The sequence below is a fragment of the Ruegeria sp. AL2 genome (assembly GCF_056540845.1).
Genome location: NZ_JBQFXM010000009.1, coordinates 41,798 through 66,965 on the forward strand (window position 1 = coordinate 41,798; position 25,168 = coordinate 66,965).

30 protein-coding genes and 1 tRNA gene are annotated in these 25,168 nt (G+C 57.3%); 15 read left to right on the forward strand and 16 right to left on the reverse strand.

Translation table 11 applies throughout. From position 1 onward, the window contains the following. Positions 1-217: 217 nt before the first annotated feature. The 7 genes from ACR0ID_RS12520 to ACR0ID_RS12550 all read right to left on the reverse strand — a co-directional run bounded on the left by ACR0ID_RS12520 (position 218) and on the right by ACR0ID_RS12550 (position 4,098). Positions 218-652 carry a c-type cytochrome gene (locus tag ACR0ID_RS12520; protein WP_480605844.1) on the reverse strand — a complete coding sequence of 145 codons (435 nt, stop codon included), beginning with the start codon at positions 650-652 and terminating at the stop codon, positions 218-220. Positions 653-663: 11 nt separating this feature from the next. Next, positions 664-1,530: a copper resistance D family protein gene (locus ACR0ID_RS12525; protein WP_480605847.1), complete on the reverse strand. Its 867-nt coding sequence runs from the start codon at positions 1,528-1,530 to the stop codon at positions 664-666. Positions 1,531-1,532: 2 nt separating this feature from the next. After that, positions 1,533-1,874: a copper resistance CopC family protein gene (locus ACR0ID_RS12530; RefSeq protein WP_480494746.1), complete on the reverse strand. Its 342-nt coding sequence runs from the start codon at positions 1,872-1,874 to the stop codon at positions 1,533-1,535. A gap of 10 nt (positions 1,875-1,884) precedes the next feature. After that, a complete protein-coding gene (locus ACR0ID_RS12535; RefSeq protein ID WP_480473968.1) occupies positions 1,885-2,316 on the reverse strand; it encodes a c-type cytochrome in 432 nt (143 codons plus the stop codon). Between the two features lie 96 nt (positions 2,317-2,412). Further along, on the reverse strand, positions 2,413-2,754 hold the full coding sequence (locus ACR0ID_RS12540) for a hypothetical protein (RefSeq protein WP_480605850.1): 342 nt from the start codon (positions 2,752-2,754) through the stop codon (positions 2,413-2,415). Between the two features lie 797 nt (positions 2,755-3,551). Beyond that, positions 3,552-3,627: transfer RNA gene (locus ACR0ID_RS12545), tRNA-Ala, on the reverse strand. A 144-nt stretch (positions 3,628-3,771) separates the two neighbouring features. Continuing rightward, positions 3,772-4,098, reverse strand: coding sequence for a TIGR02300 family protein (locus ACR0ID_RS12550; RefSeq protein WP_480473966.1), 327 nt, complete (start codon positions 4,096-4,098; stop codon positions 3,772-3,774). Positions 4,099-4,198: 100 nt separating this feature from the next. Here ACR0ID_RS12550 and ACR0ID_RS12555 point away from each other — a divergent pair, with 100 nt between their 5' ends. The 3 genes from ACR0ID_RS12555 to ACR0ID_RS12565 all read left to right on the forward strand — a co-directional run bounded on the left by ACR0ID_RS12555 (position 4,199) and on the right by ACR0ID_RS12565 (position 6,816). Beyond that, a complete protein-coding gene (locus ACR0ID_RS12555) occupies positions 4,199-4,894 on the forward strand; it encodes a M48 family metallopeptidase (RefSeq protein ID WP_480554776.1) in 696 nt (231 codons plus the stop codon). A 30-nt stretch (positions 4,895-4,924) separates the two neighbouring features. Next, positions 4,925-5,572, forward strand: coding sequence for a GntR family transcriptional regulator (locus ACR0ID_RS12560; protein WP_480473964.1), 648 nt, complete (start codon positions 4,925-4,927; stop codon positions 5,570-5,572). Between the two features lie 113 nt (positions 5,573-5,685). After that, a complete protein-coding gene (locus ACR0ID_RS12565) occupies positions 5,686-6,816 on the forward strand; it encodes a lytic murein transglycosylase (protein WP_480605854.1) in 1,131 nt (376 codons plus the stop codon). A gap of 3 nt (positions 6,817-6,819) precedes the next feature. On the opposite strand, the gene ACR0ID_RS12570 is transcribed toward ACR0ID_RS12565, so the two are convergent. Continuing rightward, complete coding sequence (locus ACR0ID_RS12570; RefSeq protein WP_480605856.1) at positions 6,820-7,782, reverse strand: acetyl-CoA carboxylase carboxyltransferase subunit alpha; 963 nt, start codon at positions 7,780-7,782, stop codon at positions 6,820-6,822. Positions 7,783-7,967: 185 nt separating this feature from the next. Then, positions 7,968-8,564 carry a LysE family translocator gene (locus tag ACR0ID_RS12575; protein ID WP_480605858.1) on the reverse strand — a complete coding sequence of 199 codons (597 nt, stop codon included), beginning with the start codon at positions 8,562-8,564 and terminating at the stop codon, positions 7,968-7,970. 73 nt (positions 8,565-8,637) lie between these two features. Here ACR0ID_RS12575 and ACR0ID_RS12580 point away from each other — a divergent pair, with 73 nt between their 5' ends. After that, entirely contained in the window at positions 8,638-9,090 is a 453-nt protein-coding gene (locus ACR0ID_RS12580) for an Lrp/AsnC family transcriptional regulator (RefSeq protein ID WP_480605861.1), read from the forward strand. A 119-nt stretch (positions 9,091-9,209) separates the two neighbouring features. Beyond that, complete coding sequence (locus ACR0ID_RS12585; protein ID WP_480605864.1) at positions 9,210-9,788, forward strand: PA14 domain-containing protein; 579 nt, start codon at positions 9,210-9,212, stop codon at positions 9,786-9,788. 54 nt (positions 9,789-9,842) lie between these two features. Here ACR0ID_RS12585 and ACR0ID_RS12590 read toward each other — a convergent pair whose 3' ends face one another. Then, complete coding sequence (locus ACR0ID_RS12590) at positions 9,843-10,805, reverse strand: L-malyl-CoA/beta-methylmalyl-CoA lyase (protein WP_480473958.1); 963 nt, start codon at positions 10,803-10,805, stop codon at positions 9,843-9,845. A 295-nt stretch (positions 10,806-11,100) separates the two neighbouring features. On the opposite strand from ACR0ID_RS12590, the gene dgcN reads away from it, so the two are divergent. The 3 genes from dgcN (at position 11,101) to ACR0ID_RS12605 (ending at position 14,014) form a co-directional block, all read left to right on the forward strand. Then, the gene (dgcN, locus tag ACR0ID_RS12595) at positions 11,101-12,102 is read left to right on the forward strand and encodes an N-acetyltransferase DgcN (RefSeq protein WP_480605868.1); all 1,002 of its coding nucleotides are present in this window, start codon (positions 11,101-11,103) and stop codon (positions 12,100-12,102) included. A gap of 75 nt (positions 12,103-12,177) precedes the next feature. Next, positions 12,178-13,143 (forward strand): N-acetyl-D-Glu racemase DgcA, encoded by a 966-nt coding sequence (gene dgcA, locus ACR0ID_RS12600; RefSeq protein ID WP_480605871.1) that lies wholly within the window; start codon positions 12,178-12,180, stop codon positions 13,141-13,143. A gap of 10 nt (positions 13,144-13,153) precedes the next feature. Then, the gene (locus ACR0ID_RS12605) at positions 13,154-14,014 is read left to right on the forward strand and encodes a D-amino-acid transaminase (RefSeq protein ID WP_480473955.1); all 861 of its coding nucleotides are present in this window, start codon (positions 13,154-13,156) and stop codon (positions 14,012-14,014) included. Between the two features lie 43 nt (positions 14,015-14,057). Here the strand turns inward: ACR0ID_RS12605 and ACR0ID_RS12610 are convergent, their stop codons facing one another. The 3 genes from ACR0ID_RS12610 to ACR0ID_RS12620 all read right to left on the reverse strand — a co-directional run bounded on the left by ACR0ID_RS12610 (position 14,058) and on the right by ACR0ID_RS12620 (position 15,524). Next, complete coding sequence (locus tag ACR0ID_RS12610; RefSeq protein WP_480519378.1) at positions 14,058-14,372, reverse strand: DUF1244 domain-containing protein; 315 nt, start codon at positions 14,370-14,372, stop codon at positions 14,058-14,060. A gap of 88 nt (positions 14,373-14,460) precedes the next feature. Further along, positions 14,461-14,700, reverse strand: a complete 240-nt coding sequence (locus ACR0ID_RS12615) for a DUF6868 family protein (RefSeq protein ID WP_267365128.1) — start codon at positions 14,698-14,700, stop codon at positions 14,461-14,463. 86 nt (positions 14,701-14,786) lie between these two features. Further along, on the reverse strand, positions 14,787-15,524 hold the full coding sequence (locus tag ACR0ID_RS12620) for an N-formylglutamate amidohydrolase (protein WP_480605874.1): 738 nt from the start codon (positions 15,522-15,524) through the stop codon (positions 14,787-14,789). A 143-nt stretch (positions 15,525-15,667) separates the two neighbouring features. Here ACR0ID_RS12620 and pyk point away from each other — a divergent pair, with 143 nt between their 5' ends. Next, positions 15,668-17,113: a pyruvate kinase gene (gene pyk, locus ACR0ID_RS12625; protein ID WP_480519382.1), complete on the forward strand. Its 1,446-nt coding sequence runs from the start codon at positions 15,668-15,670 to the stop codon at positions 17,111-17,113. A 32-nt stretch (positions 17,114-17,145) separates the two neighbouring features. On the opposite strand, the gene ACR0ID_RS12630 is transcribed toward pyk, so the two are convergent. Then, entirely contained in the window at positions 17,146-17,652 is a 507-nt protein-coding gene (locus ACR0ID_RS12630) for a winged helix-turn-helix transcriptional regulator (RefSeq protein ID WP_480606014.1), read from the reverse strand. A gap of 136 nt (positions 17,653-17,788) precedes the next feature. Here ACR0ID_RS12630 and ACR0ID_RS12635 point away from each other — a divergent pair, with 136 nt between their 5' ends. The 5 genes from ACR0ID_RS12635 to ACR0ID_RS12655 all read left to right on the forward strand — a co-directional run bounded on the left by ACR0ID_RS12635 (position 17,789) and on the right by ACR0ID_RS12655 (position 21,432). Continuing rightward, a complete protein-coding gene (locus ACR0ID_RS12635) occupies positions 17,789-18,226 on the forward strand; it encodes a universal stress protein (RefSeq protein ID WP_480473950.1) in 438 nt (145 codons plus the stop codon). A gap of 13 nt (positions 18,227-18,239) precedes the next feature. Then, positions 18,240-19,790 (forward strand): alanine/glycine:cation symporter family protein, encoded by a 1,551-nt coding sequence (locus tag ACR0ID_RS12640; RefSeq protein WP_480559601.1) that lies wholly within the window; start codon positions 18,240-18,242, stop codon positions 19,788-19,790. A 183-nt stretch (positions 19,791-19,973) separates the two neighbouring features. Continuing rightward, entirely contained in the window at positions 19,974-20,174 is a 201-nt protein-coding gene (rpmI, locus tag ACR0ID_RS12645; protein WP_010443552.1) for a 50S ribosomal protein L35, read from the forward strand. Positions 20,175-20,189: 15 nt separating this feature from the next. Then, positions 20,190-20,555 (forward strand): 50S ribosomal protein L20, encoded by a 366-nt coding sequence (gene rplT / locus ACR0ID_RS12650; protein WP_039523695.1) that lies wholly within the window; start codon positions 20,190-20,192, stop codon positions 20,553-20,555. Positions 20,556-20,841: 286 nt separating this feature from the next. Then, on the forward strand, positions 20,842-21,432 hold the full coding sequence (locus ACR0ID_RS12655; RefSeq protein WP_480605878.1) for a hypothetical protein: 591 nt from the start codon (positions 20,842-20,844) through the stop codon (positions 21,430-21,432). An 89-nt stretch (positions 21,433-21,521) separates the two neighbouring features. Here the strand turns inward: ACR0ID_RS12655 and ACR0ID_RS12660 are convergent, their stop codons facing one another. Then, complete coding sequence (locus tag ACR0ID_RS12660; RefSeq protein ID WP_209506068.1) at positions 21,522-22,913, reverse strand: aminotransferase family protein; 1,392 nt, start codon at positions 22,911-22,913, stop codon at positions 21,522-21,524. 221 nt (positions 22,914-23,134) lie between these two features. On the opposite strand from ACR0ID_RS12660, the gene ACR0ID_RS12665 reads away from it, so the two are divergent. Further along, a complete protein-coding gene (locus tag ACR0ID_RS12665; protein WP_480605881.1) occupies positions 23,135-24,763 on the forward strand; it encodes an acyl-CoA synthetase in 1,629 nt (542 codons plus the stop codon). On the opposite strand, the gene ACR0ID_RS12670 is transcribed toward ACR0ID_RS12665, so the two are convergent. Then, positions 24,760-25,095 carry a DOPA 4,5-dioxygenase family protein gene (locus ACR0ID_RS12670; RefSeq protein ID WP_480519392.1) on the reverse strand — a complete coding sequence of 112 codons (336 nt, stop codon included), beginning with the start codon at positions 25,093-25,095 and terminating at the stop codon, positions 24,760-24,762. The genes ACR0ID_RS12665 and ACR0ID_RS12670 overlap by 4 nt on opposite strands. Positions 25,096-25,168: the final 73 nt, after the last annotated feature.

Here is a 25,168-nt window from a genome sequence, read left to right on the forward strand (position 1 = left end):
ACTTGTGTGTCACGCCGCTCTATTGCTTGCTAACTGGTTGTATTGTTAGGTTTTGGCGGAGCCTGGGGGAAACGCTGCCGAACGCCTAATGCCCTGATAGTAAACACTATTGTAGTGTGCTGGTTTACAGAGTGTCTCACCTTAGTGTCACACTTAGAAGCACTCAACCTGCTACGTTGAACTGTGTATACCCAAACCGACACCAGACTACTGCCCTTTACTGATGAGGAAGGTTGCGACTAGCCTGCATTTGCTGAACATCGTCAGGCCAAGTGGAGCGTATGTAAGCCAGCACGTCCCATATGTTGTCGTTAGTCAGGGTGCCCTCAAAGCCCGGCATGCCGCTGTTGAAGTCTTTAATACCGCGTGCTGCCAATGCGTCTGCCCCACCTAGTTTGGTATACTCGAACAGTAGCTGGTTATCATGGTGCCATGTGTGCCCTGTCACGTCATGTGGTGGGGCGGGTAACACTCCGTCATCGCCGGGTGTCTGCCAGTCGGGTAGGCCTTCCAGATTAACTCCATGGCACGAGGCACAGTACTCTGCGTAGAGTTTTTGCCCATTCGCGAGGTCCCGGTCTAACAACTCATGATCTGCAGCGACGCTAGTACCAATACTGCATATAGCGAGTGCATACAGGTGTTTGTTCATCTCTACCTACCTTAACTCGGAAGCGTTAGTACGCTGGTGAGTGTCGCCGTTGTCGCCAGAACCGCAAATACGACTATTGCCTCAACCTCGATAGATTGGGCGAGGCGTTGCGCTGCTTTAGCCTCTCCGCTTTGTAAGGCCGGAACAAATCGGAGCTTGTTGGCAGCGGCGAGGATCAACAACAGCGCCACAAGGAACACTTTGAGCAACAGAGTCTGACCGTAGCTAGTGAACAAGAGCCCTTGGAGATTGCCAACAAACAACCAAGCCATCCAGAGACCCGCCGCGACCAGCGTTGGCACAATCAGTGCAGCAGCTTGTCCGAACCTGTGCCCTAGTTCAGCAGCATCTGTCAGGTGTTCAGGCATGAGAGCCATACCCCGCAGCGGGCTAAAGATACCCACCCAAAAGGCTACACATAGAAGATGCAACAGGAGCAAGAGTTGGACACCAAAACTCTCCAGTTCCGGCACATGTCCGATCTGTGCAAAGGACCACATGGCCAATGCGCCACCCAACAGCGCGATCCATAGGCCAAAGCGAGGAACAGACAGTCCCACAAGGATCAACACTGCGCCTGCAAGGCGATAAACAAGTACGTCGCCTACGGATGTTTGCCAAAGCAAGCCAAGCATCTCTGGATCGACCATGCCGTCAACTCCGCCTGTTAAGGCGGCTCCTCGGAGCATGAAGCCAAATACCGTTGCTGCGAGGGAAAGCCACGCCAAGACCATGGCTTGGCGTTTCATCGCAAGGCTTATCGGCGCGACTAGTTCGGAATAGAGGCACTTCACGACGACAAGCCCGGTGGACCCAGCAAAGCCGATGTAGAGCACCAGCTTTGCGAGGATTGCGACAACTCCCCAAATGTCTGGCATGCTCATTCCACGGAAAAGGAAAATTCGCCCTGCATCGCATGGCCGTCTTTACCTAAACCACGCCACTCGATGACATAGGTGCCGGTTCCATTGCCCGGCAATGGGATCGTGAACACCTGACGGAAACTTGTTTGGTCCCCCAAATCCAAGCGTATCGCCGCTTGCTCTTCATGGGCCATCTCAATCCGTGTCAACCGGATGTCCTTGGTGAAGCTGAGGCCAATTTCGGCGGGCACAGAGGTTACAGTAGCCCCGTTGGCAGGTGTCGTTTCTTCGGCCTTGGAATGCGCCAGTACCCCGCTGGGAATAGCAGCCATGATTGCGAGCGTTATGATCTTCTTCATGGTTCTGTCCTCAATTTATTCCATTAGCACGCTGGATTTCACGAATGTACGCGATCACCATGGCAACGTCGCCTCGCGTCAATCCTTCGACCGGCGGCATGTCACCAAACTGCCAATGATGGCTTCTTACACCTTGTGAAACCGCCCTCTGAAAGGCTTCGTCAGCGTGGTGGCTGGGCTCGTATATCTTGTGGATCAGAGGCGGTCCTGCGCCTTCTACTCCGACCGCGTTGACGCCGTGGCAAGTAGCGCAGGAGACATCAAAGACACGCTGACCGATTACAGCATTGCCCTCAATTGACGGCATCTGAATTGCGACCATAGCATCGCCTTCAAGTGCCTCCTGCGGCGTAGTCTCTTCGATTGAACCGGGCCGAAGGGTTATGAAAGCGGCGACGGCAGCGACGGTGCATACGCCGACTAGTAAGTAGCTTTTTTTCATGGATTGGTCCTGACATTTTGGAAGCTTATAGTGCTGCGGTTCATTGCGAACAGCGGCACGCGCAGGTCGCAGATGTTCGCAAGGATTTACGCTGCTTCAAAGGTCAGGGGGCTTGTATGGGTTATCCGGTTCAATCGGCTTGGCTTGAGTTCCAATCTGAAACTCTGGATCAATTTCACGTTGATCCTGCGCGGCTTCTCCGTTCTGGGCGAGCAAAACAATGGCTTGGCAGATAGAGGGATTACACTCGCCGGTTCCTGAACTGTCCGGGTCATGGTCGCTGTTTGGGGCCGACTTATCGATGCTATTTTTTGCCACGGAAGCGTGTTTCGTTGATTGCATTTGGCTTTCACAGTGAAGGCCGATGCAGCCATCTGATAGCGCATGAACAACGGTGCCAAAACCGGTCAGGGTGACCAGAACGCTGACTAGTAGCACAATTGAGTATCGTCGGATGACCATGGTTCAGGACGCTACTGCAGCAGACCAAGCATGACAACGCCATCACGTTTATAATTATGGATTGTGACCAACTTAATTTCGAGCTTTTTAGGCCCGCCTCCTCGTAGCTAGCAACATGAGAAGGTCCTTCGTACTAAACCCCTAACTGCAGTGATGTGGACGACGTTGCAGTTGAGTGTTGACTTGTGTCAAAGCGTAGGTTGCCAAATTGTTGGTAAGATGCTTCGCAAATGGGTCAGAGCAACAGCATAAAAGCAACCCGGAGAACGGTGGCGTTTTTGGCTATACTCATAGCTATGGCCGCATGCACGGACAGGCATCACCACGGTGACTGGCACGGCCATGGTGCAGAGGGATGCTATGGACCTCACCATGACGCTATCGGCGAAGCTCGTTGTGGGGCGTTTGAGTAAGCTACTTTGCAAGGACGCACTCGCAAACAACCAGTCTAGCCAGTTTATGTTTGTTGATCACGAGGCCGCCGTTGATAGTGAACAGCCTCATTTGACTAGTCCAGTTTGATTGTTAGTGCATCGTCGGCCTCTGATCCATTGGAATGATGGTTTCCGGGGCTGGTGGGCGATAGCCCAATGCACTGTCCGATGTGTGGTGCTTGGTCCAGTGTGGGGTTTTGGTCTTGTGTCGGGCAGGGGCCAACGGAAGTAATATATGCCGTGTCTAGACAGTGAGAGGTACGCATGCAGCTTCATTTTGTGTCACACCTGTGTGTCACACCGCTCTAATGCTTGCTATCTAGTTGTTCTGTTAGGTTTTGGTGGAGCCTAGGGGAGTCGAACCCCTGACCTCTTGCATGCCATGCAAGCGCTCTCCCAACTGAGCTAAGGCCCCATCATTGTACCATCGGTATGGTGGACGGACGTTTAGGAGACAGCGGCTGCGAGTGCAAGTCCAAAATTGGAATTGGACGCGAATTTCCGTCCGGGCTGTCCCTCTCAAGTAAAAGGCGATCCCAGGGGATCGCCTTTTACTTGATCAGTTGTCGTCGTCTGACGTCATGTCGGTGATGTCGTCCAGTGAAACGTCATCACTGTCGTCATCATCGTCGTCCAGCAGATCGTCATCCAAATCCACGTCGACGCTGTCATCATCGTCCAGAACCAGATCGTCATCCGCCGTGTTTTCACGTGCTTTGACCGAAGCCGCGTCTTCCGCATCCGCCGCGATCATGCGGCTTTTGACTGTTTCAAGCTCCACAATCTCGCCAGTGTAGGGGCTGATGATGGGGTCTTTGTTCAGGTCGTAAAACCGCTTACCAGTTGTCGGGCAAACACGCTTTACGCCCCATTCTTCCTTGGGCATGTCAAATCCCCTTGATATCAGGTGAGTCGTCTAAATGATTCAGCTCACCTGCCACAGGCAGAGGGCACTGTCAAAGTCTTTGCGCAAGAGAGGTCGCGATATGGGAGAGCACGCATTGCCAGGGACACCGCCGGTGCCACTGAGATTGCGCAAATCGGCTCGGGCGCGGCGTATCAGCCTGCGAATCTCCCAGCTGGATGGGCGCGTCACGTTGACTTACCCGAATGGCGTGCCGGAATCCGAGGCCTTGAGCTTTGCGCGCACCAAGGAAGGGTGGATCCGGCAGCATCTTCAGGGTCGGCCCGATATGGCCTCAGTGCAGTTTGGGCAAGTGATCCCGATCGAGGGGAAAGCACGCCGAATCGTCCCTGCCACCGGGCGGCGGGTTATGCTGAATGCAGATGAGGTTGCCGTGCCGACAGGGGCCGAGGCCCGCAGACTGGGCCGGTTCCTGAAGGAACTGGCGCGAGACCGGTTGACCGGCGCCTGTGATGATTATGCAGCTATGCTGGGGCGTTCGTACACGACACTCAGCCTGCGTGACACGCGGTCGCGTTGGGGGTCGTGCAGCTCGCATGGCGGGTTGATGTTTTCGTGGCGCCTTATTCTGGCACCTCCTGACGTGTTGCACTATGTCGCGGCGCATGAGGTGGCACATCTTGCCGAGATGAACCACTCGCCTGCCTTCTGGGCGCAGGTTGAAAAGATCTTTGGCCCGTATCAGCCGCCCCGCCGTTGGTTGCGCGACAACGGGGCCGAGTTGCATCGCTACAGATTTGACACAGAGCCGAGTTGACGTGGCGCCTTTTTGTGATCACATGAGCATATGTTGACCGCGCGCCCTTCCGAAACCCAGACCGCAACACATGACCGGGTGTACCGGGCGCTGCGATCCCGGATCATGCATGGTGAGATGGCACCGGGGCAGGCCCTGACCCTGCGGGGCATCGGCAAGGAATTTGGTGTTTCAATGACTCCGGCGCGAGAGGCGGTCCGCCGCCTGGCCGCAGAAGGGGCATTGTTCCTGTCCACATCGGGCCGGGTTTCGACCCCGGAGCTGACGAATGACCGGATTGAGGAACTGGCCGCCTTGCGCGCCTTGCTTGAGGTCGAACTGGCAAGCCGGGCCTTGCCCAGGGCACACATGGCCCTGATCGATAGGTTGCAGAGCATCAACATGACAGTTGCCGAGATGGTGACCAAACGGGATGCGGTTGGCTATATCCGTTCAAACCTGGAATTTCACAGAACCCTGTATCTGCGCGCTCAGGCCCCTGCGATGCTGGCCATTGCTGAAACCGTCTGGCTGCAACTTGGCCCAACGATGCGGGCGCTTTACGGACGTCTCAGGCGCGCAGAGCCGCCACATTATCACAAGCTGATCATTGCGGCGCTCAAGGCCGGGGACGAGCCGGGATTGCGGCTGGCAGTGCGCTCGGATGTGACGCAGGGGCTGCGTTTGCTGGTCAGCTGAGCGGCTTCCTGCCGACATCGTCAAAGCGCCCGTCCAAGGTGTCACTGTTCTGGCCTGTGCAACCCGGCTGGGTTACTCTTGCGGCAAATCACAAACAAGAGCAGACCCAAACCATGATCACTCGCCGGACTTTTTCCATTTGCCTCGGATCAACGCTTTTGGCCGCCTGTACAGGCGGTGCCGCTCCGTCCGGCACGCCTGCAACCCGGATGCGGGCTGTTCCTAATGCCGGGTGGGATGCCTGGGTTGCCGGTTTCAAGGGCAGGGCAGCGTCGCAGGGGATCTCCCGGACAACCGTTGACCGCGCCTTTCAGGGGGCCGGGTATTTGCCCGACGTAATCGAACGCGACCGAAATCAGGTCGAATTCAAGCGCAGCCTCGAAGACTACCTAGCCATCGCGGCCTCGGACGAACGGATCAGCACCGGCCAGCAGATGCTGCGGCAACATAACGGCACCCTGTCGCGGATCGAGGCGCAATATGGCGTGGATAAGGGAATCGTCGTGGCCGTCTGGGGGCTGGAGAGCCGTTACGGCGCGCGCCGCGGTGATGTGCCCGTTGTATCGGCGCTGTCGACGCTTGCTTATGATGGCCGGCGTGGGCAGTTCTTTGAAAGTCAGTTGATCGCGGCGATGAAGATCCTTCAGAACGGCGATACCACGCCTGCCAACATGACCGGCAGTTGGGCCGGTGCGATGGGGCACACGCAGTTCATTCCGACCTCGTATCTAGCCTATGCCGTGGATTTCACCGGCGACGGGCGGCGCGACATCTGGTCGGATGATCCGACGGATTCGCTGGCTTCCACCGCTGCTTACCTGTCGCGTGCAGGTTGGGTGCGGGGGCAGCCCTGGGGGGGCGAGGCGGGGCGTGTTTCCGGTACTCCGGTGGCCGTGTTGCAGCCGCAAATACCGGGCCCCCGCATCGCCGTGTTCCGCAATTTCCAGGTAATCAAACGCTATAACAACTCGGACAGCTACGCGATCGGCGTCGGTCATCTGGCGGACAGGATCGCGGGCGGGGCGCCGTTTCAGGCCTCGTTCGGGCCGGATGCAAGTGGGCTTACGCTGGACGACCGCAAGGAATTGCAGCGCCGCCTGACATCTGCGGGGTATGACACGCAAGGCGCAGATGGCGTGATCGGAAACAACACCACCACAGCCATCAGCGCTTATCAAAGCGCCAACGGTCTGCCCGTGACAGGTGAGCCTTCGGTTGCTTTGCTGCGCAGTTTGGGTGGCTGACGGTTACGCCGCCAGCCCCTTCGACCCGATATCAAGGAATTTCTGACGGCGGTCTTTTATCAGGGCCGCCCCATCCTTGCCGTCCAGTTCAGTCAACATGGCGGTGATGGCCGCGCGCACCGACTCAACCGTTGCCGGGCGATCGCGATGTGCGCCACCCTTGGGTTCCGGGATGATCCGGTCACATACGCCCAGCTTGTGCAAATCCTGAGCGGTCAAACGCAGCGCCTCGGCCGCTTCACGCATCTTTTCGGCATCTTTCCACAGGATCGATGCGCAGCCTTCCGGCGAGATCACCGAATAGACCGAATGCTCCAGCATCGCCACGCGGTTTGCGGTAGCAAACGCCACAGCGCCGCCCGAGCCGCCTTCGCCGATGATGACCGAAACCAGCGGCACGCCGATTTTCAGACACATTTCGGTCGACCGGGCAATCGCCTCGGATTGGCCGCGTTCCTCTGCTCCTTTGCCCGGATAGGCGCCAGCAGTGTCGATCAAGGTAATGACAGGTAGTCCAAAACGCCCGGCCATCTCCATCAGACGAACTGCCTTGCGATACCCTTCAGGTCGGGCCATCCCGAAATTGCGTTCGATCCGCGACTTGGTATCGCTGCCCTTTTCGTGACCGATCACCATCACCGGCTTATCGTCAAAGCGTGCAAGACCACCGATAACGGCCAGATCGTCGGCAAAGTTCCGGTCACCGGCCAGCGGGGTGAACTCGGTGAACAATGCGTCCACGTAATCCTTGCAATGCGGGCGCTCCGGGTGACGCGCCACCTGGCACTTCCGCCAGGGTGTCAGGTCGCGATAGAGTTCATCCAGCAGCTTGGAGGCTTTGGCATCCAGCGCGGCGGCTTCTTCTGCCACATCCATTTCTTCGTTGGCACGGGCCAGCGCGCGCAGCTCTTCAGCTTTGCCTTCAATTTCGGCCAGCGGTTTTTCGAAATCCAGATACTGGGTCATGACGCCTCATCTGCGTGAAATTTCCTAGCTATATGCCGCTGGCTGGCCTCAGATGCAACTAGATGACACTGAAGCGGCATCGTTCATGTCAAAAGCCGTTGATCAGATTAAGAGATTCGTTTGCTTGCCAGCACATTCCCGACATGCCCAGCAAAACAATCGCTGAAATCGACTAATGGGGAAACTCACTCCGGCCAAAGCACGGGGTAGAGCGAAACCACAAGCAGCACGGCCATTGTCCAGTTGAAGACAACCAATCGGCGCGGGTTTGTCAGCATCCGCGCCATCTGCTGTCCCAGAACGGTCCATGTGCTGACGGACGGTAAGTTGATCGCCCCGAAGACAAACGCAACGATGGCAATCGCATACATCGTCCGATCCGGTGTATAGGCCGTGGTGGCGGTCAGGGCCATGGCCCAGGCTTTTGGGTTAACCCATTGAAACGCTGCGGCTTGCAGGAATGTCATCGGCACTCCAGTCACTTCTGCGCTGCTTGCCGGCGCGGCATGTGCAATCTTCCAGGCCAGATAGAGCAGATAAATCACCGACAGGGTTTTCAGCACCGAATAGCTGACGGGATACCGATCAAAGACCTGCACCAGACCAGATCCGACGAGCAGCACCATGAAGGTAAAGCCAAGCCCAATGCCCAGCATATGCGGAATCGAACGTCGAAAGCCGAAATTTGCCCCCGAAGCCATCAGCATCAGGTTGTTCGGCCCCGGTGTGATCGAGGTTACGAAGGCAAAGGCGATCAGGGCCATCAGGATGTCATAAGTCATGGCGCGAAGTATTGTCCGCTCTGCGGCAAATGAAATTGCTTTTTTGTGCGTGTTTCCTGTAGCTGTGCAATCAATGATGAAAAATGACAGAATAAACCGCCAGATATTGCAGGAGCTGACCCGTGACGGACGGATCAGCAATCTGGATCTGGCTGAGCGTGTGGGCCTTTCCCCTTCGGCCTGCCTGCGCCGCGTGCAAGAGCTTGAAAGGGCCGGGGTGATCACAGGCTATCGCGCAGTTCTGGACCCGGCGGCGATGGGTATCGGCTTTGTCGCTTACATCGGTGTAGGGCTGGGCGAGCATACAAAGGCCGCGCAGGAGGGGTTTGAACGCGCGCTCCAACTAGCCTTGGAAGTTGTCGAATGCCACAACATCACGGGAACAATCGAATACCTGCTACGGGTCGAATGTGCAGACCTGCCGTCTTACAAGACCTTCCATACCGAGGTGTTGGGGACCTTGCCGCATGTCACCTCGATCACATCCTATGTGGTTATGGATTCACCCAAGAATTTGCGGGCGTGACGTCTTGAATTGTGAAGGCACACTCTCTTGCAGGGCGAAAACTCACAGCCTAAAGTCATGGAAATGACGTTGCCTTGGGATACGCCCAGCCAGAACGGCACGCAAACAGGGAGATTACGATGAAACGCGTTGGAACAGTGGCGGCCGCAGTTGCCTTGTCAGTGGTTGCCGGGGCCGCCTTGTCTGCCCCGCTGAAACTGCAACCTGCCAACCCGCAGCCTTCTCCGAAGGCGGGGCTGAATGTGAAGTACATTGGCACAGGCAATCAACACAAGAAGATCCGTGATCTGAGTCAGGCAAAAAGCATGCTGTCCAAAGCGCAGCCTGGGCAACCGCTGCAGGGACTGGATTACAGGGACACCAGTCAGGGTGACAATGTCATGACATTCGACGGCGCTTACAATGTTGCTGCCGAGATTACGGGATATATGCGGTTCGACTCGCCTGGGGTTTACGAGTTGGAAACCTGGTCGAATGACGGGATAGAAGCATTCGTCGGAGGCCAAAATATAGGCTATGTCACGGGTATTCAGGGTTGTGAGGCCAACCAGCGGACCGAAGTCGAAGTGCCCAAGGCAGGGTGGTACCCGCTCAAGATCATCTATTTCCAAAAGCTTGGAACATCCTGCCTGATGATGAAGTCGGGTAAAAAGGGCGAAAGGTTCACCTGGACGCCGAATGCTGTTTTTGGGCGGTGATACCAGAACAAAGTTGGAAAAAGGCGCCGGGTCGGGCGCCTTTTTTATTGTGCATCAGCCGTTGGCCGCGATCAACTCGGCTTGTGCCACGATCACCTCGGCCTGCTTGATCGAAGCGATGTCGACCAGACGTCCTTTGTAAACCGTCGCACCTTCGCCATTGGCTTTGGCTTGCTCCATCGCGGCGAGGATTTCGCGGGCCTCTGACACGGCTTCTTCCGAGGGGGTGAACACCTGATTGGCCAGCGCGATCTGCTTGGGATGGATGGCCCATTTGCCCACCATGCCGAGCGTGGCCGAGCGTTTGGCCTGCGCAATGTACCCCTCGTCATCGCTGAAATCACCGAAGGGCCCGTCGACTGGCAGCACGCCATGGGTGCGGCATGCGGCAACGATGGCGGCCTGTGCCCAGTGCCATGGATCGGACCAGTGTTTCGCACCCTCGTGCAGCATGTAATAGTTTTCCTGCGTGCCGCCGATGCCGGTGGTTTGCATCCCCATCGAAGCGGCAAAATCAGCCGCGCCAAGGCTCATAGCCTGCAAACGGGGCGAGGAGGCTGCGATTTCTTCGACGTGGGCGATGCCGGCGGAAGATTCGATGATAACCTCAAAGCTGATTGGTTTGGGGCGACCTTTGGCGCGTTCGATGGCGGTGACCAATGCGTCCACCGCATAGACATCTGCCGCGCAGCCGACTTTGGGGATCATGATCTGATCCAGACGGTCGCCCGCCTGTTCCAATACATCGACAACGTCGCGATACCAGTACGGGGTATCCAATCCGTTGATGCGAACGGACATGTATTTGTTGCCCCAGTCTACGGTGTTCAGTGCTTCGATGACATTGGCGCGGGCCGTATCCTTATCCGAAGGCGCAACCGAGTCTTCAAGATCGAGGTTGATCACATCCGCAGCGGATGCTGCCATCTTCGGGAACAGTTTGGTGTTCGACCCCGGGCCAAACAGCTGACAGCGATTGGGACGCGCCGGTGCGGCAGGTTGGATGCGAAAGCTCATCTGGACCTCGTGTGAGTAATGAAATTACGATTTTCCTGCTCAATGAGGTATTAAATTGCGCAGTGCGGCGCAAGAGCGATTGTGCACCTGCGGCAATGCGGTTGCAGAAAGCAGCTTCAAAACTGCCCGAGTGGGGTGATTAAAGTTTAATCACTTTAAAAACTTCGAAGATTTTTGCGCACATCGAGAACACTGCGCAAGAAACTCGCGCATAGGCCGTGGTTGACGGGCCAAAACGCGAAGCGCTCGTTTTATCGCTTCTCTAGCCTGCCCCGGAATCAAAGGAGTGACCGCAATGATCGAGACACCGTACCTGCTGTTCCTGGGCGATGCGCCCGACCAATTGGCGGCCAAAGTGGCTGTTGGGATCAAGGACTGGCGTCCGGAAAACGCCGTGGGCCAGTATCGAATGGACGGCTGCAAGGCCGATCTGGGCTTGGCTGACATGACCCTGACCGAAGCGAAGGAAGCCGGCGCCAAGACACTGGTGATCGGTGTGGCAAACCGCGGCGGTGTGATCAGCCAGGACTGGAAAAAGGTTCTGGTCATGGCGCTTGAGGAAGGGTTCGACCTGGCCTCGGGGTTGCATAACCTGCTGCGGGATGAGCCGGACCTGGTAGCGGTTGCCGAAGCAACAGGACGGAAACTGCACGACGTGCGGGTGCCTGAAATCAATTATCCGATTGCAAACGGGATCAAGCGCAAGGGCAAGCGGTGTCTGGCCGTCGGAACAGACTGTTCGGTTGGCAAGATGTACACCGCGCTGGCGATGGACGCCGAGATGCGTGAGCGCGGGATGAAATCGACCTTCCGCGCGACCGGCCAGACCGGCATCCTGATCACCGGTGACGGTGTGCCGCTGGACGCAGTCATTGCCGATTTCATGGCTGGTTCGGTCGAATGGCTGACACCGGACAATGACGAGGATCACTGGGATCTGATCGAAGGGCAGGGATCATTGTTCCACGTATCCTATTCCGGCGTGACCATGGCACTGATCCATGGCGGCCAGCCGGACGCCCTGATCCTGAGCCATGAACCGACCCGTGCGCATATGCGCGGCTTGCCAACCTATCAACTGCCGACATTGGAAGCCCTGCGCGACACCGCGCTGGCGCTTGCCAAAGTGGCAAACCCGGATTGCCAGGTTGTTGGCGTTTCGGTCAACACGCAGCACATGTCCGAGGCTGAGGCGACCGCCTACCTGGCCAAGATCGAAGCGGATATGGGCCTGCCTGCGACCGACCCGTTCCGCTTTGGTTCGGGAAAGCTGGTGGACGCGCTGGCCGCAATGTGATCTGAACAACGCGCCGGTGGCGGGGCTGTTCCGCCTCCGGCGTGAGTATTTGGGAAAAGATGAAGGAACGGGTGCGTGCAGATTGAGGTTTCTCGCGATGTGTTCCGGCTGGCGCAGGTCTTCACCATCTCGCGCGGGTCGCGGACCGAAGCAAAGGTGCTGACGGTTCGGGTGTCGGACGGAACTCATCAGGGCTGGGGCGAATGCGTTCCTTATGCGCGTTATGACGAAACGCTGGAGTCTGTTGAGGCCGAGATTGCCGGTCTGCCCGCGGATTTCACCCGCCAGACGCTGATGGATCTGCTGCCAGCAGGTGCCGCGCGGAACGCCGTGGATTGCGCCCTGTGGGATCTGGAGTGCAAACGTGTTGGCAAGCGCGCCTGGGACCTGGCGGGTCTGCCCAAGCCCGGCCCCGAGATCACCGCTTATACATTGTCGCTGGACACCCCCGAGGCAATGCAGGCGCAGGCCGCCGGGAACGCGCATCGCCCGCTTCTGAAGATCAAGCTGGGCACGCCCGATGATATGCCCCGGCTTGAGGCGGTGCGCGCCGGTGCTCCGAATTCCAAGATCATTGTGGATGCAAACGAAGGCTGGTCGGCCGAGGTTTACGCCGACCTCGCCCCGCGTCTGGTGCGGCTGGGCGTGGCATTGGTGGAACAGCCTTTGCCCGCAGGAGATGACGATGCATTGATCGGGATGAAGCGCCCGGTGCCAGTCTGCGCTGACGAATCCTGCCATGACCGTGCCAGCCTGCCCAAGTTGAAGTGTAAATATGATGTCATCAACATCAAGCTCGACAAGACCGGGGGCCTGACCGAGGCGCTGGAGTTGCGCAAGGCAGCGATTGCCGAAGGTTATGACATTATGGTGGGATGCATGGTCGGCAGCTCGCTTGCCATGGCACCTGCGACATTGCTGGCACAGGGTGCGATGGTAACGGACCTTGACGGTCCGCTTCTGTTGGCCGAAGACCGCGACACCCCGCTGGATTTTGACGACGCCGGAGTGCACCCGCCTGCGGCCGCACTTTGGGGTTGAGGAGACGAATATGACCCGTACCGTTTACGTAAATGGCGAATACCTGCCGGAGACCGAGGCCAAGGTTTCCATATTTGACCGTGGCTTCCTGTTTGCGGACGCGGTTTACGAAGTCACCAGTGTGCTGGACGGCAAGCTGATCGACTTCGAAGGTCACTCAGTCCGTCTGAAGCGCTCGCTGGACGAGCTGGAGATGGCGGAGCCCTGCACCAAGGACGAACTGCTGGAGATCCACCGCAAGCTGATTGAGCTGAACGGCATCGAGGAAGGTCTGGTCTATTTGCAGGTCTCGCGCGGCAGCGATGGCGACCGGGATTTCGTGTTTCCGTCGGCAGATACCAAGCCCAGCCTCGTTTTGTTCACGCAGAACAAGCCCGGGCTGGCTGACAGCCCGGCGGCCAGGAAAGGCGCCAAGATCATCTCGATCGAAGACATCCGCTGGGGCCGGCGCGACATCAAAACGGTGCAATTGCTCTACCCGTCGATGGGCAAGATGATGGCCAAGAAGGCAGGTTGCGACGACGCATGGCTGGTCGAGGACGGCTTTGTGACCGAGGGCACCAGCAACAACGCCTATTTCGTCAAAAACGGCAAGATTGTCACTCGCCCGCTATCCAACGACATTCTGCACGGCATCACCCGAAAGGCCGTGTTGCGCATGGCGGCTGAGGCGCAGATGGAAATCGAAGAACGTCTGTTCACCATCGACGAAGCCAAAGAGGCTGATGAAGCATTCACCACCTCGGCCAGCGCCTTTGTGATGCCTGTGGTTGAAATCGACGGAGTTGCGCTGGGTGACGGTACGCCGGGACCGATTGCAAAACGCCTGCGCGAGATTTATCTGGACGAAAGCCGCAAGGCGGCGATCTAAAGAAAAAGGCCCGCCAATCTGGCGGGCCTTTTTCGTATTGGGCCTAGCCCTTTTTTGTTACATTCTCTTCAAACGCGACCTTGAAGGCGGCCTGTTTTTCAGTGCTGGCCTCGGTTTGATAATTGGCTTTCCATTCATCCATGGTCATGCCGTAGAAAAGTTCACGGGCCTCGTCCTTGCCCATCTCGATCCCCTTTTCATTGGCCGCTTCCTGATACCAGCGCGACAGGCAGTTGCGGCAGAACCCGGCCAGATTCATCATGTCGATGTTCTGCACGTCGGTGCGGTCTTCCATCAGGTGCTTTTGCAGCCGACGAAATGCGGCAGCCTGAAGTTCAATTTCGGTTTGCTTGTCCATCTTGTGGCTCCGGAAGGCAGTGTGTGTTTCTTCTGACGTAACAATCCTGCCGTGTCGTTACAACAACGGTGCTTGTGGTCAGTGCTACCTACATCAGTTTCAAGGCCAGCCAGGGCACGATGCAAAAGATCAGTGTCAGGATCTTGTAGTTGGCAAGGTATCTGAAATAGGCTCGTTTCACGTCGGCGCGATCCATCTGAAACATCCTGCCGTGAATGCCAGCGATCCAGTCCTGCAAAAGCAGAATCATGACGGTGGTGAACAGCAATACCGCGATATTAAGCGCGGCCATCCAACCAAAAAACGTTGTCAGAAACTCATGTGTCATGACGATCCCCTTTCCCGCATTATATGGGGATCAGAGGCATTGCTCACAATGGCGTGAGGGGCGGAATGGCCCAGCAAACCTTGTGGTCAAAGGTCGCTGGCGTCCAGCGCATCTTGCAGGATTACCGCCAGCCGCTCGGCCCAATGCCGTTGACCGGCATGGTCGGCGATCAGATCATTGCGCAGCTCGATCAATGCATTGGGGCGGCTAAAAGCGGTGCAGTGCTTGTCAATCGCGTCACCTGGCAAAACGCCGGTATAGGGTTCATTGACACCAACGCACAGGTCATTTTCCTGTTGCATCCGGTTGATCAAAGGGCGCGAGAACCGCTCGTCCGGGGTGTGCAATACGCCAATGTGCCATGGTCGGGGGTCACGTCCACGCAACTGGCGCGTGAAGGAATGCATCGACACAATTACCGCATGTGGCAGTGCCGCCATCTCGGCCAACGCTGTGTGGTAGGGGCGATAACACATGTCCAGGCGGCGTTCGCGCTCGGCGGCATCGGCATGGCGGTTGCCGAGGATGATCGACCCGTCATACAGTTTCATCAACAGCGTAGGGTCATCTTCCCCTCGGTTCGGGTCGATTACGAGGCGCGAGAAGTTGGCGGCAATCACCGGTGCGTTCAGAATCTCGCCCAGATGTTTTGATACCTCATACGCTCCGACATCATAGGCGATATGGCGCTCCATATCCTCGCGTGGCAGGCCAAGGTCTCCGTCGTTGACCTCGGGGGGGACGGTGTTGGTTGCGTGGTCGCATGTGATCAGCCACCGGGACGGGCGATCCGCGCCGTGAACGAAAAACGGGGTGTAAGTCATAAGCCTGTCATCTAGTTTGTCGCAGGTGTAGGGCAGTTGCTTTAAAAAGGGAATTGCGCAATAAGCGCCACAGCAGTGTTTGCGGTAACATTTTGCAAAAGCTGATCTGCGCAATCTGAACCGGCATGAGGAGGTCAAGACCAATGCGACGCCTGAGAAATGTAAAAATCGTGGCGACGCTGGGACCGGCGTCCAGTGACTATGACACCATTCGCGCCCTGCACGAGGCCGGGGCGGATGTGTTCCGTCTGAACATGAGCCACGGCAGCCATGATGAGATACGTGAACGCCACAGGATCATTCGGCAGGTTGAAAAGGATCTGGACAGCCCGATTGCTATTCTGGCCGATCTTCAGGGTCCCAAGCTGCGGGTTGGTGTTTTTGCAAATGATACGGAGGAGCTGGAAGAGGGCGCGGCGTTCCGTCTGGACCTTGATTCAGCCCCCGGTGACATCACCCGCGTGTGCCTGCCGCATCCCGAGATTTTTGCAGCCCTTGAACCGGGCGCGCGCCTTCTGGTCAATGACGGCAAGATCCGTCTGATCGTTCAGGATTGCGGCCAAGACTTTGCCAATTGCACGGTCGAAGTGGGCGGTACGATTTCGAATCGCAAGGGCGTGAACGTCCCGGATGTGGTGCTGCCGCTGGCGGCCTTGTCGGCGAAGGACCGTGATGATCTGGAGTTTGTGTGCCAACTGGGTGTCGATTGGCTGGCGTTGAGCTTTGTTCAGCGTGCGAAAGATGTGTTCGAGGCCCGCGCGCTGGCTGATGGACGCGCCGCGATCCTGTCGAAGATCGAAAAGCCCGCCGCGGTCGAGGCGTTCGACGACATCCTCGATGCCTCGGACGGGATCATGGTGGCGCGGGGCGATCTGGGCGTGGAACTGCCGGTATCCGCGGTGCCGCCCATTCAAAAAAGGCTGGTCCGCAAGTGCCGTAGTGCCGCCAAGCCGGTCATTGTCGCCACCCAGATGCTGGAAAGCATGATCGAAAGCCCGATGCCCACCCGTGCCGAAGTGTCGGATGTGGCCACCGCGATCTATGAGGGCACGGACGCCATTATGCTCAGCGCGGAATCGGCGGCAGGTGCTTATCCGGTTGAGGCCGTGCAGACCATGAATGAGGTCGCCATCGAGGTCGAGGCCGACCCGACCTATTCCCAGATCATCGCCGCGTCCCGCACGGCAAAAGGAAGCACTGTGGCCGATGCCATCGTCGCGGCCGCCCGAGAGATTGCTGAAAAGACCGATATCAAAGCCATCTGCTGCTTTACGCAAAGCGGAACGACCGCCTCATTGACAGCCCGCGAACGTCCCGGTGTTCCGATCATCGCGATGACATCGTTGATGGGGACCGCGCGCAGGCTTTGCCTGAGCTGGGGGTGCAACTGTGTCATGACACCCGAACTTCAGCGGTTCAAAAGCGCCGTGGTCAACGCGGCCCGCGCGGCGCGGGCAGGGGGGTTTGCAACCGAAACCGACCAGATCGTGGTTACGGCCGGTGTCCCCTTCAACGTTCCTGGCACCACCAACATTTTGCGGGTGGCCCCTTGTGATGAACGGCTGATCTACAGCACGGATCCGGAATAACCGCACTCCGAAACTCGGGCCCGAGTGTCATGTCAGTCAACCGGCTCTTTTACAATCTCCATAACTGTAAAAGAGCTGGTCTGATGTATCCCCGGCAGCTTGTTGATCTTCTCGCCCAGAACCAGCCGGAAATGTGCAATATCGCGCGTTCGAACGGTCAAGAGATAATCAAACGATCCCGCCACCATCAGGCAGCTTTCGATTTCCGACACATTCCGAACAGCCTCATTGAATTTCACAAGGGATTGTTCCGCAGTTGCGACCAGGGATACCTGCACCACGGTCAGCAGCGCCAGCCCCATCCTTTCCTTGTCGACGACGGCTCTGTACCCTTTGATATAACCATTCTTCTCAAGTCGTTTTACACGCTCGGAACAGGGCGTATTGGTAAGGTTTACGCGCGCCGCCAACTCAACTATCGAGAGCCGGCCATTGGCCTCCAGCTCGTACAGGATGCGTTGATCGATATTGTCTAAATCTCTGCTAATCAGTAAAATTCCCTGTATTTTTGGCGCAATTCGATAAATTACACTGAAAATGGCCCAAAAAAATCTCCAATTCCTAGTGAAATTTCCTAATACTTACCAAAGGGCGGTCTTGTTGAAAAGTTCCAAGTTCCGGCCGCCCTGCCGGGGGCGTGGGCCCCGGCCTTAACAACAAAAACGGAGGAACGAAATGACAACAAAGATTGTCATAGGACTCGACGGGACTGAAACCGGCGAGCGTGCGATTGCCTTTGCCAAGGATTTGGCAAAGCTGATCGGAACGTGCGATTTGCTGGTCGCTTATGTGATCGAATGGTCACCTTACACATTCCAGACACCTGAAGAAAACGCCCAGCGCCACAAGCGCCGCGAAGAAGAGGTTGATCTGGCGTTATCGCGTGTCGTGACACCAGCCGTAGAGGCCCTCAGGGCAGCGGGTTTCGAGGCGCAAGGCATTGTGCGCCATGGCGATGTGGCGGAAACGCTGAACGCCATCACTGTCGAAAACGGAGGCTCGCAAATCGTCGTGGGCCGGGCATCTGCGGACGGGATCAAGAAACGCCTGTTCGGCAGTTCGACGCAATATCTGGTGATGCATGCCGACGTTCCGGTTACGGTCGTGAACTGAGGGGAGGGCTAAAATGAGAACGCTAAAAACACTTGGCGCCGTAACGGCCGCCACCATTGCCGCCAGCCCTGCCCTTGCGCAAGAGGCGCCGGGACTGGACGAAAAAATCAATCAGGCCTTTGCAAACCTGACCGGGCCGTTTGTCAGCTTCATATTTGCACCGCTGCCCGGAACCAGCTTTCCGTGGATCGTTATGTGGCTGGTCATCGCTGCATCGGTTTTCACGCTGTATTTCGCGCTTGTGCAGTTGCGGTTTTTTGGTCACGCGATCAGCCTTGTCAAAGGTGACTATTCCGATCCCAACGACGCGGGCGAGGTCAGCCACTTTCAGGCATTGGCCACGGCGCTGTCCGGCACTGTGGGCCTGGGGAACATCGCGGGCGTGGCCGTTGCCATTGGCATCGGTGGGCCAGGCGCAACCTTCTGGATGATCCTTGCGGGTCTTCTGGGCATGGCATCGAAGTTCACCGAATGTACGCTGGGCGTGAAATACCGCAATGAATACGAAGACGGCACCGTTTCAGGTGGCCCGATGTATTACATGTCCAAGGGCTTCGACGAGCTGGGTCTGCCCGGTGGTAAGATCCTGGCGGTGCTGTTCTCGATCTTCTGTATTCTGGGCGCGTTGGGCGGCGGGAACATGTTCCAGGCTAACCAGGCGCATCAGCAGATCGCCGGTATCGTTGGCGACTATCCGGGCTGGATTACCGGTATTGTTTTTGCCGCGGTCGTGTTCATGGTCATTGTTGGCGGTCTGAAATCCATCGCTCGGGTGACTGAAAAGGTCGTGCCGTTCATGGGTGTGCTGTATGTCGCCACCGCACTGGTCATCATCGCGATGAATGCGGACATGATCGGCTGGGCCTTTGGTCAGATCTTTGCCGGTGCCTTCACGGGGCTGGGCGTAGCAGGGGGCATGGTCGGCGCGCTGATCCAGGGCTTCAAGCGCGCGGCATTCTCGAACGAGGCGGGCGTTGGCTCGGCGGCGATTGCGCACTCGGCGGTTCGGACCAAGGAACCGATCACCGAGGGTTTTGTATCGCTGCTTGAACCGTTCATCGATACCGTCGTGATCTGTACCATGACGGCACTGGTGATCATCATCACGCAACAGCTGATCATCGACCCTCAAACCGGCAACTACATGCTGAACGAGGCGGGTTCCGCCATCGCAACAGTGGATGGCAATTCCGGCGTCAGCCTGACCTCTGCCGCCTTTGCCAGCGCGTTCAGCTGGTTCCCGTACATCCTTGCGATCGCGGTGATCCTGTTTGCCTTCTCGACAATGATCAGCTGGTCCTACTATGGCCTGAAGGCCTGGACCTACCTGTTCGGAGAAGGTCACACAAAAGAGCTGATCTTCAAGATCATTTTCTGCGTCTTCGTGGTGATCGGCGCTGCAGCCAACCTCGGTCCGGTTATCGACTTCTCGGATGCGGCGATCTTTGCGATGGCGGTTGTGAACGTCTTTGCCCTCTACTTCCTGATGAAAGTGGTGCGGCAGGAACTGGCGTCCTACTCCGCAAGGCTGAAGAGCGGTGAAATCCGCAAATTTGAACACTAAGTCCAATCACCGGGGCGGCTTGTGTCGCCCCGGTGCCTGACCAGCCTGCAAAAAGCATAGATTCTGGTCCAAACCCCCTTGCCAGTATGACCGAACTTGCGTAAACGGCGCTTCTGATCGCGTGACCGGCCGAGATGGCATGCCGAGTCGCGTCTGAAACCGAACCCGGAAAAGGAGACGGAAATGCCTAAGATGAAGACCAAATCAAGCGCCAAGAAGCGCTTCAAGGTGACTGCGACCGGTAAGGTCCTTGCTGGCCAGGCCGGCAAACGGCACGGCATGATCAAGCGGACCAAGAAATTCATCCGCGATGCCCGTGGCAACACCACCCTGTCCGCCCCCGACGCAAAGATCGTCAAGGGCTACATGCCCTACGACCGCTAAGAGGAGATGTAAGAGATGTCCCGCGTTAAAGGTGGAACCGTAACTCACGCCCGTCACAAGAAGATCATCAAGGCCGCAAAAGGCTATTATGGTCGTCGCAAGAGCAACTTCAAAGTCGCAACTCAGGCCGTCGACAAGGCCAACCAGTACGCGACCCGTGACCGCAAGAACCGCAAGCGCAACTTCCGCGCGCTGTGGATCCAGCGGATCAACGCTGCTGTGCGCAGCCATGACGAGGCTCTGACATATTCCCGCTTCATCAACGGTCTCAACCTGGCCGGTATCGAAGTGGACCGCAAAGTTCTGGCCGACCTGGCCGTGCACGAACCGGAAGCGTTCGGCGCGATCGTCGCCAAAGCTCAGGCTGCTCTGGCTGCCTGAACCTCTGAAAAGAGACAGTGAAAGAAAGGCCGTCCCCTTGGGGCGGTCTTTTTCTTTGGCAGAAACCCGTGGATTTCCGCATCAACCAAGTATGGTATTCCATTCTGGATAATGCACGTAATTGCTGTAATTATATAATCAACTTCTCTTTTGGATTGAATGGAATTACCAGAATGCCTTTTGCCTAAAATTAATACAAGCTCTTATTGTTCTGACTGCCACGTTAGTCGGTTACTCTGATGAAGCGCGGTCGCAGGACGCTATCACAGAGCCCGATACTCCGGACGTGTTGGTTGAAACCTTTGACGGAGAAGACCAGACGCTCATGCTGGGCGGGCAGATTGACTTTCAGTCGGTCAAGTCGCCGTGGGCGTTTTATGTGGCCGATGGCAAGCTTGTGATGGAAAATAGGCAGGATACCCGCAGTCTTCAGTTCAACGATGTGGCATGGGTAAATTTTCCAGGATCGGACTCGTTGGAGAGTACGCAAGACATGGTGATATCTGCCGTTGTGGGCGGAGAGTTTTCCGGAAAAAGCGGGGTTGGCATTCTGGTTGGCAGCGGGAAAGCGGGAAAATATGTGGTATTTGCCGTGGACGGCAAGGGGCGCTTCCACGTTCTGCAAAAAGACGGACGTCAGTTGCGCGTCGTGCATGCGGGCACTCATGACGCGATTTTGCTCGAGTCTCCGAACAAGTTGTCCTTTAAGGTGCGAGGCGCGCATGTTGTCTTCTATGTCAACGGAACAAAGGTCATTCAAACGCTGTTTTCAAAACGAACGTCCTCGGGCGCGGACGGTCGCGCGGGAATTGGCCTCGCAGCATTCGGAACCGGCAGGTTTGAATTTGACGAAGTCGAAATCAAGAGGGTGAACTGAGACTGGACTTCTGCGCTTGAATGAACCGGCGCAGAGCGCGCCGGTTCAGAGAATTGGAGTTTTTAAGATCAGCGGTTAGTCGGCTTGGATCATCCAAAAACACGCCCCAGCGCGCCGTCAACCGCGTCGGTGATCTGGTCGATGTCATCGGCCGTAGCAATCAGCGCAGGCGAGAAGCACAGCGTGTTGTTGCGACCGGGGATCGAGCGGTTGGTCACGCCGATGATCACGCCCTGTGCCATACAGTCGGCAGTAACGGCCTGCGCTAGTTTCTCGTCCACCGGCTCTTTGGTGCCGCGATCCACAACCAGTTCGGCCCCCAGGAACAGGCCCTTGCCGCGCACATCGCCGATGACCTTGTGCTTGTCCATCAGCGCCAGAAGGTTGTTCGTCATACGCGCGCCCATGTCCGTGCAGTTCTGCAACAGGTTTTCATCCTGAATGATGCGCATGTTCTCGATGGCCGCTGCCGGACCAGCGGTGCACCCACCAAAGGTCGAGATATCGCGGAAATAGTTCATCGGGTCCGCGGCATCGTCTTTGAACAAGTCAAAGACTTCCTCGGTGGTGACCATGCAGGCAATCGCGGCATAGCCCGATGCAACGCCCTTGGCCATGGTCACGAAATCGGGCTTGATACCGTATTGCTGGTACCCGAACCACGTGCCGGTGCGGCCCACGCCACAGACAACCTCGTCGATATGCAGCAGCACATCGTATTTCTTGCAGATCTCCTGCACGCGCTGCCAGTATCCTTCAGGCGCTTCGATCACACCGCCGCCCGCTGTCACCGGCTCAAGGCACAGCGCACCTACTGTATCAGGGCCTTCGCGCAGGATGACGGCTTCAATCTGATCTGCGGCCCATTCGCCGAAATTCTCTTCGGGTGCGCCGTCCAACTCGTGCTTGCGATATTCCATGCAATGCGGCACGCGCACGAAATCAGGGGCGAAGGGGCCGTATTGCGCTGTGCGCTCGTCCTGACCGCCTGCCGACATGGTCGCCAGCGTCGAGCCGTGATAGTCCCGGTCGCGGTACAGGATTTTGGTTTTCTTGCCGCCGTATTTCTTGTGCGCGATCTGGCGCACCATCTTGAACGCCTTCTCGTTCGCCTCGGAACCTGAGTTGGTGTAATAGACGCGGCTCATGCCCGGCATCTTGTCGATCAGTTGCTCGGCAAACAGCGCACCCGGGATGGAACCGGCCGAATTGGCGAAATAGCACAGCTTCATCAGCTGGTCGTAAACCGCCTTGCAGATCGATTCGCGGCCATAGCCGACGTTGACGGTCCAGACGCCGCCGGAAACCGCATCCAGATGCTCTTTGCCTTTCTGGTCCCAGACACGCATGCCCTTGCCCTCGACAATGATGCGTGGGTCATTGGTTTCAAAGGGTTTATGCTGGATCAGATGGTGCCAGATATGGGCGCGGTCGGCCTCGACCACGCGGGAAAGATCGTTTTCGTTGAACGTGCCGTCCATGACATGTCCTTTCAGTGAGGAAGCGGTGCACGGGATATGGAAATGCCTCATCCCGGCATGTGTTTAAGATGCTTCAGATCACCGCGAAAGCCCGGATGTAGATAGCGCCAGATCGTATCATCCCGTATCGCCAGTCAGTTTTGCCGCCGTATTTCTACGGGTTTGTCAGAACGCGAACTTTGTGCTCAATTCGCCCAAACTGCGTTTCGGGAGGACAGCGGATGGCAGCGACACATATCTACGAGCGTCATTTGGACAAATGCCGGGCAAATTACACACCCCTGTCGCCCCTTACGTTCATTGAACGGACGGCGCAGGTCTACCCGGATTATCCATCCGTGGTTTATGGGGATCGCCGGTATTCCTGGGCTGAAACCTATGCCCGTTGCCGGCGTCTGGCGAGTGCGTTGACAGCGCGTGGGATTGGACGGGGCGATACCGTTTCGATAATCGCGGCCAACATCCCGGAAATGTACGAGGCGCATTTTGGCGTGCCCATGACGGGCGCTGTTCTGAACGCAATCAACACGCGGCTGGATGCGTCGATTGTCGCATTCATCCTGAACCATGCCGAAGCCAAGGCGCTGCTGGTCGACCCCGAGTTTTCGGATGTGGTGAAAGATGCGCTGCAACAGGTCGATCATGACATTCTGGTCATCGATATCGAAGACCCCACCTTCGACGGCGGTGAAAAGCTGGGCCGCCTGACCTATGATGCCCTGCTGGCCGAAGGCGACCCCGCGTTTGACTGGTCACTGCCAGCGGACGAATGGGACGCGATCACCCTGAATTATACCTCGGGCACCACGGGCAACCCCAAGGGCGTGGTTTACCACCATCGCGGCGCGACCCTGAATGCGCAGTCCGATTTGCTGGACTGGGATATGCCCAAGCATTCGGTCTATTTGTGGACTCTGCCGATGTTCCACTGCAACGGCTGGTGCTTCCCGTGGGCCATGGCAGCCAATGCAGGTGTTTCCGTTTGCTTGCGCGCGGTGCGGGCCGAACCGATCTATGCTGCTTTCCGGGACGAGAAAGTGACCCACTTCTGCGGTGCGCCGATCGTTCTGAATATGCTGGCCCACGCTCCGGATGAGCTGAAGGACTTTGACCACCAGATCAAGGTGATGACGGCAGGTGCCCCGCCGCCTGCGGCCGTGATCGAAGCGATGGAGGCGATGGGTGTCGAGGTCACGCATGTCTATGGCCTGACCGAAACCTATGGGCCTTCGGTTGTCTGCGCATGGAAAGACGAATGGAACAGCAAAGGGCCTGAAAACCGCGCGGCCCTCAAGGTGCGGCAAGGGGTGCGCTATACAGCGTTGTCCGGACTGATGGTGGCCGACCCGGAAACGCTGGAACCGGTTCCGGCTGATGGCGAAACCATGGGTGAGATATTCATGCAGGGCAACGTGGTGATGAAAGGATACCTCAAGAATCCCGACGCTACCGACAAGGCCTTTCACGGTGGCTGGTTCGCGTCCGGTGATCTGGGCGTCATGCACCCCGATGGCTATATCGCGCTCAAGGACCGTTCAAAGGACATCATCATCTCGGGCGGCGAGAATATCTCATCTGTCGAGGTCGAAGGTATCCTCTACAAGCATCCGGCGGTTATGGAGGCTGCAGTGGTGGCCCGTCCCGATGAGAAATGGGGCGAAACGCCCTGCGCCTTTGTCGAGTTGAAACCCGGCGCAGCCGCAACCGAGGCAGAGCTTATCGCCTTCTGTCGCGACCGGATGGCCCATTTCAAAGCACCCAAAACGGTTGTGTTCGGCACCCTGCCCAAGACATCAACCGGCAAGGTGCAGAAATTCGTTCTGCGGGATCAGGCACGGGCGCTGGGTTAAAGGTTGTCGAAGATCGACAGGTCCAACGCCAGCATCTCACCCATCCAGATCGCGCGGTCGCGGTGATCCTCCAGATGTTCACCGGTTTCCGGGTGCGTGAAGACCGTCAGGCCCTGCCGGTTCAGCATCAGCCATGGGATGACTTGGTCGAATGCGCTGGCAGCAAAGCCCAGCTGGCAGCTCCAGCGCGAATGGGGGCCGACGTTTCGGGCGTGCATCCGGCCCATTTGAACAGGGAACAGGCGGGCCGCCTCTTCACAGACCTGTCGCGCGGTGTCCTGCGTGTCGGCGTCGAAATAGACATGGGCGTGATAGCCGGTGATCTCGGGCATAGGAACCTCGTCTGCTTTGTTGGCTCAAAGCTAAGGCCTAAAAGGAAAAAAACCTAGCTGCGCATGCACACAG